This window comes from Leptolyngbya sp. UWPOB_LEPTO1, from assembly GCF_017302695.1.
GTDB classification, from domain to species: Bacteria; Cyanobacteriota; Cyanobacteriia; order Leptolyngbyales; family Leptolyngbyaceae; genus Leptolyngbya; species Leptolyngbya boryana.
The window spans coordinates 213502-225312 of the sequence record NZ_JAFLCJ010000011.1 but is presented as its reverse complement, the minus strand read 5'-3'; the positions used below and the strand labels follow the sequence as shown (position 1 = coordinate 225312).

Below are 11811 nucleotides of genomic sequence, written 5' to 3'. Positions count from 1 at the left end.
TCGCAATATCTACGAACTGGCTCCCCAAATTGACCCAAAGGTGTCCAAACTTCCCTTTGAATCGGCTCCCGTCTCAACCTCGTCTCATGGAAGCATCGTTCCTTAAATTATGCGATCGCATTCTCCCTGTCTGGCACAAGAACAATCCTCTATGGCTCCGAGTGCGATCGCTAAACCAAAGCTCATGCGCAAGGGGAAACGTGGCGGACAAGGCAAGTTTGGTGTCGAAGACCAACTGCTCATTGCGATGGCATATTGGCGAGAATATCGCACCATCTTACTCAATTCCCTACGGAGGGAAATCCTCCTACAGGATTGAGCGCCAGTTCCACATCGGGCAAAGTTGGGGAATTCATGAAACGACGGTTGGACGCATTGTCCGCAAGATTGAAAACATCTTGATTCAGTCGGGTGAGTTCTGCTTGCCAGGTAAAAAAGCGCTGCACTCAGCCCAGACCGAATGGAACATCCTCGTCGTCGATGTGAGTGAGAGTCCAATTGAACGCCCCAAAAAAAACAACGACCTTACTACAGTGGCAAGCAGAAATGGCACACGCTAAAAGCTCAAGTGGTTGTGGACTATCTCAGCGGGATGATGATCTGTACTGCTTTTGACAAAGGGCGAAAACATGACTTTCGCATCTTCAAGGGTTCGCAACTTCCGACTCAACTTGAGCAACTCTGGGTCGCAGACCGAGGCTATCAAGGCATCGCCAAGTTTCATGCTTACAGGTGTACTCCAGTCAAAAAGTCGCGCAAGCGCTCCCTCTCCAAAGCGGAACGGCAATTCAATCGCCAATTAGCGCAAGTTCGCATCACGGTAGAACACACCTTTCGCAAGCTAAAGATCTTTCGCATCTTATCGGAGCGCTATCGCAATCGACGCAAGCGCTTTGGGCTACGCTTCAACCTGATTGCAGGCTTACTCAACTACGAGCTTACTCACTCAAACTGATTCGTGCAGGAGGTCTAATAGTGCGATGACTTCTGCTTGATTGGCTGTGGTTTTGAGTTGCTGTTGCAACTGTGCGTTTTGTAGCAATTCTTTGAGAGTTTGAAGCGTGGATGTTCCCCTAATTTGTGACTTGGTTCTGAATGTTATCGGTGGCAGCGTTAAGTTGTGTCTCCGTCGCATTCCTGAACTGATTTGAATTGAATCAATTTATCGGGGAGAAGCCGTGGAGAAACTTGCTCAAAAAGAGAATTTTCAGCACTCCGAAAAGACTCGCTCGCATAAAGTCAAATCGGGGAGAACTAGGGGACTTGTTGCATTCCGTAAGGCTTCCTCGCATCGTGAACCCGTACAATGCAATCAGCGTTGGATGTTGGGATTGGATGCGGATTTTAATTGTTGAAGATGATGAGGCGATCGCGAATTTAGTCGCGCAATCGCTCAAAGCACATCACTATGCAGTTGATATTGCTGATGATGGTTCGCTCGGCTGGGAATGCGCAGAAAGCACCACTTATGACTTAATTCTGCTCGATGTGGATTTGCCCAAACTCGATGGCATTTCACTTTGTCAGCAACTTCGCGATCGCCGCTGTGAAACGCCAATTTTGTTGATGACCGCAAAAAATGCAACCGAACATCGCATTCGAGGATTGGATGCAGGAGCAGATGATTACTTAGTCAAGCCGATCGACTTGGGAGAACTACAAGCACGAGTTCGAGCACTCCTGAGACGCGGTGTTGTGGGAGCGTCGCTGTTAGAAGTTGGAGATTTGCGGCTTGATCCGCAATCGTGCCAAGTTACTTATGCCAAGGAACTATTATCGCTGACCCCGAAGGAATATAGCCTTTTAGAGCTATTTCTGCGTCATCCTGCCCGTGTATTTAGCTGTGGAGACATTATTGAGCATCTATGGACGTTTGATGATCCCCCGCAAGAAGACAGCGTTAAATCCCATATCAAAGGCTTGCGGCAGAAATTAAAAGCCGTCGGTGCGATCAATTGGATTGAGAACGTCTACGGATTAGGCTATCGATTGAATCAAACCATCGGAAAAGAAGAGAAGAAAACGACGATCGATGACGCGAAAACAATCGCTTCTCCGGTTTCTGAACCCGAAGTCCCCGATTCTGAACCATACAATCAAGCGGTAGAGCAACTTTGGAATCAGTATCGTGGGTTAATGGAAGAACGCCTAACAGTGCTACAGCAAGCCGTTCAAGCGTTGAGGACTGAGACGTTAACCGAGGATATGCAGCAAGCGGCAGAACGAGCGGCGCATAAATTGGCGGGCGTGTTGGGAATGTTCGATCGTCCCGAAGGAACTCAGATTGCTCGTCAGCTTGAGGAACTTTTTTCAGGACAGCTCAATTCTCAACAGCACCCCGCACTCCAGTTGCTCGTTCAACAGTTGAGTCAAGTATTGGAGATTGAGCAGTCGAGCATCGAGCAGATTGAAGTTCAAATTGAAGTTCAACCCATTACGACACCTGCTTCGATTCGATCGTGGAACATTCTCGCAGTCGATGATGATCCGATCATTCTCGTCACGTTAAAGCAACAACTTGAACCTTGGGGAATGCGCGTCACGGCGATCGAGAATCCCTTACAATTTTGGACGATTCTACCCAGTGTTAATCCGGATCTGATGATTTTGGATGTGGAGATGCCGCAACTCAATGGAGTCGCACTCTGTCAAGCGATTCGAGCGAATCCAACTTGGCAAAGTTTGCCGATCGTCTTCCTCACTGCTCATCAAGACCCTGCAACGGTTCAGCAAATTTTTGCGGCGGGAGCTGATGACTACGTGGTTAAACCTGTGGTTGGGCACGAATTAATTTCACGGATTACCCAACGATTAGAACGAATTCGATTGCTGCAAACGTTGTCTACCAAAGATTCGATCACTGGACTTTCCAATCAATATCATTCGAGTCAAGCGATCGCGACTCTCATAACACAAACCCAATCGGGCTATTTTGCGATCGCATATCTGCCAACACTCAGGCAAATCAATATTCAACAAGGTCACGCCGCTGGAAATCAAACCTTGAAACAATTAAGTCAACATTTAGAAATGACTTTTAACAACACGGCAATCTTAGGATATTGGGGGAATGGAGAATTTGCGATCGCACTTTCTCACACTTCAAAAGAAGCCTTGCAAAAACAACTCTCAGCCATCCCAATGAGGTATGAATTTGCAATTGTGCAATATCCAACCGATGGATTTACCGTGCAAGCGCTGTATCAAGCTGCAAGTCTCTGCTTAGAAGGTTAAACCTATGAGTAACGCCTCTAATTCAGTTCCGCAACTCCAACGCGACGATTTGATTACTGTTCTAGAGTCAGCCGTTGATTTGATTGGAATTGCCGATGCGGAAGGCAGAACGCTTTATGTCAACCCCGCAACCCGCCGAGTCATGGGGTTTGGAGAGACCGAAGACATTTTACAGAAACGCATTCTCGACTATCATTCCCCCGAAGCTGCTAAGTTTTTGATGGAAGAAGCTTTTCCAATTGCTTTACAGCACGGAATTTGGATGGGCGAAACGCGCCTGCTGAGGACGGATGGACAAGAGATTCCAACGTCTCAAGTGATCATGACGCACAAAAATCCAGATGGCTCGTTGAAGTTCGTTTCCTCAATGATGCGAGACATTACCGAGCAAAAAGCGATCGAAGAACAACTTCGACGTAGTAATGCGTTGCTCAAGGCTCAGCAAGAAGCCTCGATCGATGGCATCCTAGTTGCAGACGAACACCGCAACATTGTTGATTACAATCAAAAGTTCTGTGAAATCTGGCGATTGCCACAAATTCTAACGGCTAGAAGCTCGCGTCAGATTGCAGAAATGGTTGCAGACCAGGTGGAAGACCCAGAAGCCTTTTTAGCAGACATCGAAGCGCTTTATCAGAACTTAGATGAAGTTCTGCACGATGAGCTTTTGTTGAAAGATGGACGAACGATCGAACGCCATAGTAAAGCAGTAAAGTCTCCAACAGGCGAATATTACGGGCGGATTTCGTTCTTTCGAGATATCACCGAGCGTAAGAGTGCTGAGAAAGCACTTCGTCGTAGTGAAGGTCGATATCGTGCCTTTGTCACCGCAACGGCTCAAGCGGTTTGGATGACCAATGCTCAAGGAGAAGTAGTCGAAGATATTCCGCTTTGGTGTGCGCTCACGGGACGCAGCGCCGAAAGTGCAAAAGGCTGGGGATGGCTTGAAAGCGTTCATCCCGACGATCGCGCTCCTACCGCACAGGTTTGGTTAGACGCAGTTAGCTCTGGAACAATCTATGAAGTTGAACAACGGGTGCAGATAGCATCGGGTGAGTATCGATTGTTTGCGGTGCGAGGTGTCCCAATTTTTGATGATCAAGGCAACATTCAAGAATGGATTGGAACCCAAACTGATATCACTGAACAAAAACAAGCGGAAGAATCATTGCGTCGTCAAAATGCTTTACTCCAAGCACAACAACAAGCCTTACAGCGCAGTGAACTCAAATATCGCAATCTGTTTGAAACCGCTCAAGTTGGCATCTACCGAATTCGCTTAGAAGATGGGCTAATTCTAGAAGCAAATCCGTATGCGATCGCAGCTCTTGGTTACGATCGCGCTGATGAAGTCGTTGCTAAGAAATACACGATCGATTTCTATGCCGATCTCAGCGATCGAGACATCATTCTCGATGAAATTCAAAAGCATGGCAAAGTCACGAACTATGAAATGCAGTTTCGTTATCGGGATGGATCATTGCGATGGGGAATGTTTACTTTGTCGATCAATGCTGCCGAAAATGTTTTAGAGTCTGTCTTTACCGATATTACCTCCCGCAGACAAACCGAAGAAGCGCTGCGGCGGAGTGAACTGAAATACCGTCATTTGTTCGAGAATTCTCAAGTTGGGATTGGACGCACCCGCATCGAAGATGGTTTATTTCTCGATGCGAATCAACGCTGTGCGGATATTCTGCGGCTTGAATCGGCAAACGACTTGATTGATAAACGCTACACCAGCGAGTTTCAGGTTGATCCGCAGGCACGGCAGTTGATGTTGAATGCCCTTCAGCAAAACGAAGAAGTACGCGATTTAGAAACGCAATTGCGTCGAGCAGACGATTCAACAGGTTGGGGCTTGTTTTCGCTGCGTCCGAGCTTAGAAGAAGGCTGCTTTGAGTTCGTGATTGTGGATATTAGCGATCGTAAAGCTGCCGAAGAATCACTGCAACGTCGCGCTGGACTCGATAACTTACTCAGTCAAATCTCTCGACAGTTCATTGACCAAGATGCAGAAACCGCAATTGGGGAAGCTTTGGAGCTGATTACTCGCCATATTGGTGCAGAGCGCGGCTGCATTTTCGAGTACCGGAACAATCACAGTGAATGCCAATTGTTGTACGAATGGTGTGGTGAGAATGTTGTGCCTTTGACTCCTGAAGCAAGAGGGTCGAGTGTTCCTGAATTTCCGGTGTTACATCAGCAGATTCTTTCTGGAGAAGCCTTATATACGGCCAATATCGCAATGATTCCGGACTCTCCAGAGCGACGGTTATTTATGCAACAGTCGATTCAATCGTTAATGGCAGTACCCGTGATTTACCAGGGAAATGTGACGGGCTTTATGGGCGTGGACACGACTCACTTTCAGAAAGCTTGGAGTCAAGAGGATATTAACAGCCTCAGACTGGTGGGTGAACTCATTGCGATCGGACGAGCTAGATACAAAGCCGAAGCCGATTTACGCATTGCGAAAGACGCGGCGGAAACAGCAAATCTCGCAAAGAGTACGTTTCTTGCCAACATGAGCCATGAACTGAGAACGCCGTTGAATGCAATTCTTGGATTTGCTCAATTGATGGAGCGTGAGGTTGCACTGTCCGATCGACAACGCAATTCGCTTGCCATTATCAATCGCAGTGGTGAACATTTGCTGGATCTGATTAATGACGTGTTGGAGATGTCCAAGATTGAAGCCGGACGAACGACGTTAAACCTGGTTTCCTTTGATTTGCATCATCTTTTGTACACGCTACAAGAAATGTTTCTCATGCGGGCAAAAGCAAAACATCTTGCGTTGAATTTTACGATCGCACCTAATCTTCCGCAGCACATCCAAACCGACGAAAACAAGCTCCGACAAGTCTTGATCAATTTGCTCAGTAATGCGATGAAGTTTACAGACCACGGCAGCATTACGCTCGAAGCAACAGTGCAATCAGAAACAATGCTCCAATTCAAAGTCCAAGACACGGGACAGGGCATTGCTCCCGAAGAATTCGATCAGCTATTTCGCCCCTTTATTCAAACTCATAGCGGTTCCCAATTGCGGGAAGGTACTGGGCTTGGACTGACAATTAGTCGTCGCTTTGTGCGATTGATGGGCGGTGATATTCAGGTTGAATCGACAGTCGGACAAGGATCAACGTTTTCATTTGGGATTCAAATCGCGATCGCGAATCCCAAAGATGTTATACCCATGCTGAATTCAAAACGGGTGTTGCAGCTTACACCACAACAATCGAGCTATCGAATTTTAGTCGTAGACGATCGCGCTGAAAACCGAGAGTTCGTAGAGCAATTGCTCACAATGGTGGGATTTGAAACGCGATCGGCAATCAACGGAGAAGATGCGATCGCTCAATGGCAACACTGGCAGCCACACTTAATTTTGATGGATATGCGAATGCCCGTCATGGATGGCTATGAAGCAACTCGACAAATTCGCGCGCTGGAATCGGCTCAGACTCGATCGAAGATCTTAGCGTTGACTGCCAGTGCCTTTGAAGAACAACGCGCTTCGATCTTGGCGGCTGGCTGTGATGACTTATTAGCAAAACCGTTTCGAGAAGCTCACTTATTTGAGAAATTAGCTCAGCATCTTGGCGTGAACTATGTCTACGAGGAAGAGACAACCCCCTCAACTGAACCAACGTTAGAACTCACTCGTGACATGCTAGATGCGATGCCTTCTGCTTGGATTGCCCAACTACATCAAGCATCGCTCGCGGTAGATGCTGATCAAATTTTGCAATTAATTCAGCAAATTCCAAAATCTGAGCAGCAAATCGCGATCGCATTAACCGAGCTAGTTCAACAGTTTTGCTTTGACGAAATTGCCGAGCTTTCTCAATCCGAGGATTACACAGTCTGATGCGCGATCGAGATCAGCAACGATCTCGACAACACGCTAATTGAGCCAAGTGAGCGATTGCATAATCTCAATCGCTTGATTTGGAGTAATCGTATTCTGGCACAGAGGTGATCCACCTTTGTAGTAAGCGTTCCGAGCAATATCGCCTCCACTGATGCGATAGAACGGACCCACACCTGCCCAATCCGTTAATAAATTGGGCTGTGGTGAATCAAGCTGTTCTGCTGAAGGCGTTTTGAACTCGCCATTTTCTTGACCAAATAGCAGCGAAGTCTCTCCCAACAACTCAGTCTTGACTTTTGCTGCATACTCTCTCGGCACACCACCCACTCCGCCGCCTGTCGCTTCGATAGCAAAGCAGCTATTCTGTTCGGCATTGCGATAAACAATGCCATATTGTGGCCCAAACCGACACGTGCCTTTCTCTGAACGAGACGCATTTTCAGGGCAAGGTTCGGTATCAACTTTGATGACCGTATAGCCTGCTGGAATCGCGCTTGGAACCGCGATCGCAATCCCTAAAGATTTGAGTGAAGCTTGCTGAGACGGACTCAAGCCCCCGATTTGCTCTGATTGAGAGTTGTCAGAACTAACATTACTCGCATCGTGAGAAACTTGTACCGATTGATTCGAGTTCTGTGCAACTTCAACCGAACGATTGCTCTTAGAGGGTGGAGCAGATGCTACTTCAACCGGACTGCTTTTAGAAGATGGAGCAGATGCATAAATGTTCAGACAGGCACTGGACGCTAAAGTGAGAGCAACAGTCAACGGCAGGAGAGCAAAATGGCGCTTCATAACGGTTGGGAAGGAGATACGTTAAAGTTTGACAGCTTCAATAATGCTGAGCATTGAAGGTGTGGGAATGACTCGTGTCAGTTCAAAGCCATTCGATCGCAGCAACGATCGATATTCTGCTTCAGTGCGTTCCCGTCCACCCGTCATCAATAACATAATCATGTCAATCAACTTGGCTGGAGACGGTTCATTACCGGGTGGAAGAATGCTTTCAACTAGCAGCAATTTGCCATGATCTGGCATAGCTCGATGACAATTGTTCAGAATGATCGAGGACTTTTCATCATTCCAATCATGAATAATCCATCGCATCACATAAGCATCACCCCCCGTCGGAACAGACTCAAAGAAATTTCCAGCAATCCGTTGAAGATTTCTATCGCCCTCAATATTCCCAATAACTTCGGGTAAATCGAACAGAATGCCTTTAAGATGAGGATTCGCTTGCAGAATCGTAGAAATTAAGCTTCCTTGCGCTCCACCCACATCCACGATCGTATTGAACTGAGAAAAGTCATAGCTTGCAGTCACCGCTTGCGCGATCGCAATTCCCATACTCGACATCGATTGTGAGAAGATGTGTCCATCTTCAGGATGTTGAGCGAAGTGCTGCCAAATGTTCATTCCCGCAGCCTGATCAAACGCAATCTCGCCTGTTTTCAAGCTGTGTAATCCATTGTTCCAGCCTAAAGAATGGTCGTATCCCATTTGCGCCATGACTGCATACCGCATTGAAGCTGGATGATCACTTTTGAGGGTTGCAGCCAGCGGAGTCAGCGCAAACTGTTGATCAGATACTTCAGTAAAGACACCAATACTGGCTAAAGCACGCAGAAGTCGATACAGCGATCGCGGTTCAGTATTTGTTCCAGCGGCAAGTTGAGCGATCGTTTTCGGTTGGTCGTCAAACAAATCGGCAACCCCTATTTTTGCAGCAAGATAGAGCGATCGCGCAATCCAGAATCCACTAATGAGATTGAGCATTGCTTCTTGAGGAGCAACTTCGATTCTTTCCATTGTCAACATGATGTCTTTCACTCCAAGTAATGTTCAACAGTAATGTTTAAGCTTCAACGAGTTGGGCGGCAGCTTGATTGAAAAATGCCTCAAAAACACCTGGCTGTGCGAACTGTAAATAGTCCTTCGCCAGTTCAGGCGTGAGAAATTCAAGCATTAATTTGTTTTCCACCCAAAATTCGATCACTTTGAAGGGGCCACGATCGCACAGTCTAACCAACCATCCTTCCCGGTTTGCAATTTCTCCAATCTGCTCTAAAGAAGTAGGAACGGAAATCGCTGCATGAATCGAAGTAAACGATTGAGCAATATTCCCAGAAGAGAATTCCACTTCTTCTAGTCCTGGAGTCAGTTGAGTATCCGCCGGATAAAGTTCGATGCCAGTTCCATACTCGTCTCCAACGACTACCATATAGCTTCCCGGATGGGGTGGAAACGGAAAACAACGACCTTGTAAAACTTCTGCTAGTACATTTCCAACGTGGAATGGATGGTTAACTGCAACGGAAATATGGTGCAACATAATAACCTCTGAGAAAGTTCTAAATTGGATACATCAGCTTTAACTTGCTGATGACCCTTAAAGTACGGAACGATCGAGGAAAAGTCGGGGAGATGCTGAAAAAAATCTACCTGTAAATTTCGGTTGAACGTTGATCGCGCTCTCCCGCCCGTGATTGAAAATCACGGTCTAACCGTGCGAAGTTTCTAAAGAGACTGCCAGAATACAGCGATGCAGTCCCTTCAGGGACTTCGCACAGTTAGCACGGGGTTTTAAACCCTGTGCGGGAGAGAGAGATCAACAAATCAATCCGAAATTTGCAGGTGGAAAAAATTTGGAACAACATCGAGAAAAGAAATTTTGTTTTGATGAAGGTTCTTTGGAGACTTACGGTCACGTCATAAAATCTGATGAGCGTTCCACTTAAGGTTTGTAATGACCGAGTCCGATTTGCCGAAAGCTGACATTTTAGTCATTGACGACACCCCGGAAAATCTCAATCTGCTCTCAACAATGCTGATCGATCGCGGCTACAAAGTTCGGAGCGTGACAAAGGGTTCCACGGGCATTCGAGGCGCACAGGTGATGCCGCCGGATCTCATTTTGCTCGATGTCAATATGCCGCAGATGAATGGATACGAAGTCTGTGAACAGCTTAAAGCCGACGATCGCACTCGTGACATCCCCATTATTTTTATCAGTGCTTTAGAAGCGGTCAACGACAAAGTAAAAGCATTTCAAGCGGGCGGCGTTGACTACATTACAAAACCATTTCAAATCGAAGAAGTGCTGGCTCGAATTGAAACACATCTAACACTGCGGCGATTACAAAATCAACTGCAATCGAAAAATGAACAACTCCAGCAAGAGATCCGAGATCGTCAACACGCAGAAGAAAAGTTTGCAACCATTTTTCGGCAAAGTCCAAACCCGATCGCGATCGTGACCATTCCTGAAGGTCAATTCATCGAAGTCAACTCTAGTTTCTTGAGCATTAGCGGCTACTCGCTGGATGAAGTGATTGGTTGTACGATCGCGCAATTACATCTAGGTCGTGATATTGATGCGTTCATGCGTCGGCTTCAAACCCGGACTGCTTTTCACAATCTAGAGTTTGAATTGCTCACTCGTTCTCAAACTAGAAAAAATATTTTACTTTCGGTTGATCACATTGACCTCAATGGCACATCCTATGCGCTGCTGATTGCGAATGACATTACCGAACGCAAACGCCTTGAAAACGAATTCATTTCCTTGGTCAGCCACGAACTTCGGACTCCGCTAACTTCAATGATGGGTTCGCTGGATCTACTCGGCAGCGGACAGTTAGGCAACCTCACCGAACAAGGGCAACAGGTTCTCAATATTGGCATCAAGAATGCTGAACGATTGATTCGATTAATCAATGACATTCTCGATCTCGAACGAATTCGCTCAGGCAAAATCACGATGAATCTACGATCGTGCAATTTAGCCGACTTAATGACACAAGCCACCGAAGAAATGCAATCCATGGCGAATGGCTCACACATTCAACTGATCACAGAGCCGCTATCATTGTTTCTCACAGTTGATCCCGATCGCATTGTGCAGACCTTAACCAATCTGCTCAGCAATGCGATCAAATTTTCACAACCTAACAATCAAGTTTGGATGCAGGCACGATCGACGATTTCAAGCATCTGTATTAGTGTTTGTGACCAAGGACGAGGCATCCCTGCTCATCAGATCCAGACCATCTTCGAGCGATTTCAGCAGGTCGATGCCTCGGATGCCCGACAAAAGGGAGGAACTGGACTAGGACTTGCGATCTGTCGCAACATCGTCGAGCAACATGGTGGCAGAATTTGGGTCGAAAGTATCGTCAATCAAGGCAGCACATTTCATGTTGAATTGCCGCTTAGCGATGAAACGATTTAAGAATAGCTCCCCGACTTCTCCTCGATTCATTGCTACTTTGTGAATATCAGACCTCCAAAGATTAGAAATGAACAAGCAAATTTTGATTGTGGATGATGAGGAAGATGTGAGAGCGATCGCCACACTCGGTCTGCAAATGGGAGCAGGTTGGAATGTCTTAACGGCAAGTTCGGGTGCAGAAGGAATTGCGATCGCGACTCAACATCAACCGGATGCAATTCTGCTGGATCTGATGATGCCGGATATGGATGGTTGTGCTACCTTACACCACCTCAAGCAAAATCCTGAGACCCAGCTTATCCCTGTCATTTTGATGACTGCTAAAGTGCAAGCTTCAGAGCAACATAATCTCCACGATTTAAAAATCGCCGCTGTGTTTACTAAGCCATTTCGTCCCCTCACGCTTGCCCAACAGATTGCTGATGCGTTAGCTTGGCATGATGATTGAAGCAACGCAACTTGA

Annotated in this window: 8 protein-coding genes and 1 pseudogene; 6 read left to right on the top strand and 3 right to left on the bottom strand. The window is 46.7% G+C overall.

All coding sequences use genetic code 11. From position 1 onward, the window contains the following. The first annotated feature begins 86 nt into the window (after positions 1-86). From J0L70_RS18005 to J0L70_RS17990, 4 genes and pseudogenes are all read left to right on the top strand, one after another. Entirely contained in the window at positions 87-560 is a 474-nt protein-coding gene (locus J0L70_RS18005; RefSeq protein ID WP_148664745.1) for a transposase family protein, read from the top strand. Positions 561-565: 5 nt separating this feature from the next. Further along, a pseudogene (locus J0L70_RS18000) lies at positions 566-955 on the top strand (transposase family protein); the annotation flags it as partial. Between the two features lie 338 nt (positions 956-1293). Then, the gene (locus J0L70_RS17995; RefSeq protein WP_287455426.1) at positions 1294-3234 is read left to right on the top strand and encodes a response regulator; all 1941 of its coding nucleotides are present in this window, start codon (positions 1294-1296) and stop codon (positions 3232-3234) included. 4 nt (positions 3235-3238) lie between these two features. Continuing rightward, positions 3239-7111 (top strand): PAS domain S-box protein, encoded by a 3873-nt coding sequence (locus J0L70_RS17990; RefSeq protein ID WP_287455425.1) that lies wholly within the window; start codon positions 3239-3241, stop codon positions 7109-7111. A 36-nt stretch (positions 7112-7147) separates the two neighbouring features. Here J0L70_RS17990 and J0L70_RS17985 read toward each other — a convergent pair whose 3' ends face one another. Genes J0L70_RS17985 through J0L70_RS17975 form a run of 3 tightly spaced genes read right to left on the bottom strand, consistent with a single transcriptional unit; the run spans position 7148 to position 9449 of the window. Beyond that, entirely contained in the window at positions 7148-7909 is a 762-nt protein-coding gene (locus J0L70_RS17985) for a hypothetical protein (RefSeq protein WP_287455424.1), read from the bottom strand. 21 nt (positions 7910-7930) lie between these two features. Beyond that, positions 7931-8935: a methyltransferase gene (locus J0L70_RS17980; RefSeq protein ID WP_287455423.1), complete on the bottom strand. Its 1005-nt coding sequence runs from the start codon at positions 8933-8935 to the stop codon at positions 7931-7933. A gap of 37 nt (positions 8936-8972) precedes the next feature. Continuing rightward, positions 8973-9449, bottom strand: a complete 477-nt coding sequence (locus J0L70_RS17975) for a hypothetical protein (protein ID WP_287455422.1) — start codon at positions 9447-9449, stop codon at positions 8973-8975. Positions 9450-9863: 414 nt separating this feature from the next. Here J0L70_RS17975 and J0L70_RS17970 point away from each other — a divergent pair, with 414 nt between their 5' ends. Together J0L70_RS17970 and J0L70_RS17965 are read left to right on the top strand one after the other, a co-directional pair. Next, on the top strand, positions 9864-11348 hold the full coding sequence (locus tag J0L70_RS17970; RefSeq protein ID WP_287455421.1) for an ATP-binding response regulator: 1485 nt from the start codon (positions 9864-9866) through the stop codon (positions 11346-11348). Between the two features lie 67 nt (positions 11349-11415). Further along, positions 11416-11796: a response regulator gene (locus tag J0L70_RS17965; protein WP_017286885.1), complete on the top strand. Its 381-nt coding sequence runs from the start codon at positions 11416-11418 to the stop codon at positions 11794-11796. Positions 11797-11811 lie beyond the last annotated feature (15 nt).

What these genes read in the sequence shown, in the direction of transcription:
- J0L70_RS18005 (WP_148664745.1), top strand. Translation starts at nt 87, where the DNA reads ATGGAAGCATCGTTCCTTAAATTATGCGATCGCATTCTCCCTGTCTGG.
- J0L70_RS17975 (WP_287455422.1), bottom strand. Translation starts at nt 9,449, where the DNA reads ATGTTGCACCATATTTCCGTTGCAGTTAACCATCCATTCCACGTTGGA.
- J0L70_RS17985 (WP_287455424.1), bottom strand. Translation starts at nt 7,909, where the DNA reads ATGAAGCGCCATTTTGCTCTCCTGCCGTTGACTGTTGCTCTCACTTTA.
- J0L70_RS17990 (WP_287455425.1), top strand. Translation starts at nt 3,239, where the DNA reads ATGAGTAACGCCTCTAATTCAGTTCCGCAACTCCAACGCGACGATTTG.
- J0L70_RS17970 (WP_287455421.1), top strand. Translation starts at nt 9,864, where the DNA reads ATGACCGAGTCCGATTTGCCGAAAGCTGACATTTTAGTCATTGACGAC.
- J0L70_RS17965 (WP_017286885.1), top strand. Translation starts at nt 11,416, where the DNA reads ATGAACAAGCAAATTTTGATTGTGGATGATGAGGAAGATGTGAGAGCG.
- J0L70_RS17980 (WP_287455423.1), bottom strand. Translation starts at nt 8,935, where the DNA reads ATGTTGACAATGGAAAGAATCGAAGTTGCTCCTCAAGAAGCAATGCTC.